Annotated in this window: 1 protein-coding gene and 1 pseudogene; one reads left to right on the plus strand and one right to left on the minus strand. The window is 54.8% G+C overall.

All coding sequences use genetic code 11. The features are described 5' to 3' along the window. The first annotated feature begins 145 nt into the window (after positions 1 to 145). Positions 146 to 556: a hypothetical protein gene (locus AC1D0Z_RS23255; RefSeq protein ID WP_477660486.1), complete on the plus strand. Its 411-nt coding sequence runs from the start codon at positions 146 to 148 to the stop codon at positions 554 to 556. A 104-nt stretch (positions 557 to 660) separates the two neighbouring features. Here AC1D0Z_RS23255 and AC1D0Z_RS23260 read toward each other — a convergent pair. Next, positions 661 to 803: pseudogene (locus AC1D0Z_RS23260) on the minus strand (polyhydroxyalkanoate depolymerase); the annotation flags it as partial.

Here is an 803-nt window from a genome sequence, read left to right on the forward strand (position 1 = left end):
TTGTCGCAGCCGCTGGCGGGGTTGTTGGTGGGGGTGTTTGCGGGGGTGATGGAGGGGCGCGGGGTGATTTTGGGTTTGGTGGGTGTGATGGGCGTGATTTGGGTGGTGGTGGCCTGGATAGGCCGAAGCGATTAAATTGGAGCCCATGCGCAAATTCTGGCCTTACGCCGCACTTGTTCCTCCAGTGATTGCTTTACTGGCAGGCTATTATTTTTATTCCCAAACACCTGGAGGCATGCTGCTCTATACGCCTGCAGCTCATGCGCCGGCACATTACACACCCTCGTTCCAGGTCGGCTTCTTTGCGGCTGCATTGGCTCAAATGGCTCTATACGTATTGGTCAGCCTGATTGCATGGCTGCTTCGCAAGCGTGAAGTGATGTACAAGGCACTTTCTCTCTTGGCTGCTTCCGGTGTTTTGCTCGGTTTCTCGATGCTGCCAGAGAGCTGGTGGGCTCACACTTCACCTCATGTCCGACCGTCAGAGGCCGCCCTCCTGACGCACGTTGACTTTAAAAATCAGGACGACAAAAGCCAGGTGACGATAGTGAGATGAAGCCTCCTCTTATAGCTGGCGGCTTGCACGCGTAGCCTATGCTATCAATTCAGGAGCTGCTTGCGCTCGTTTCCATTGGGCTGGAGGCCGATTTTGTATAAATTTCAGCCCATGCTCGCATGAATCATCTCCCGCACACGCGGGTAAATCTGCTGGTTCCACTTACGTCCGCTGAACACCCCATAGTGCCCCACGCCGGTCTGTACGTGGTGGGTCTTCATATACGGCCTTATGCCTGTGCACAGAT

This window comes from Polaromonas sp. P1_E3 (assembly GCF_056405935.1).

Bases quoted from the DNA above. Each gene is read 5' to 3' on its own strand.
- AC1D0Z_RS23255 (WP_477660486.1), top strand. From the start codon at position 146: ATGCGCAAATTCTGGCCTTACGCCGCACTTGTTCCTCCAGTGATTGCT.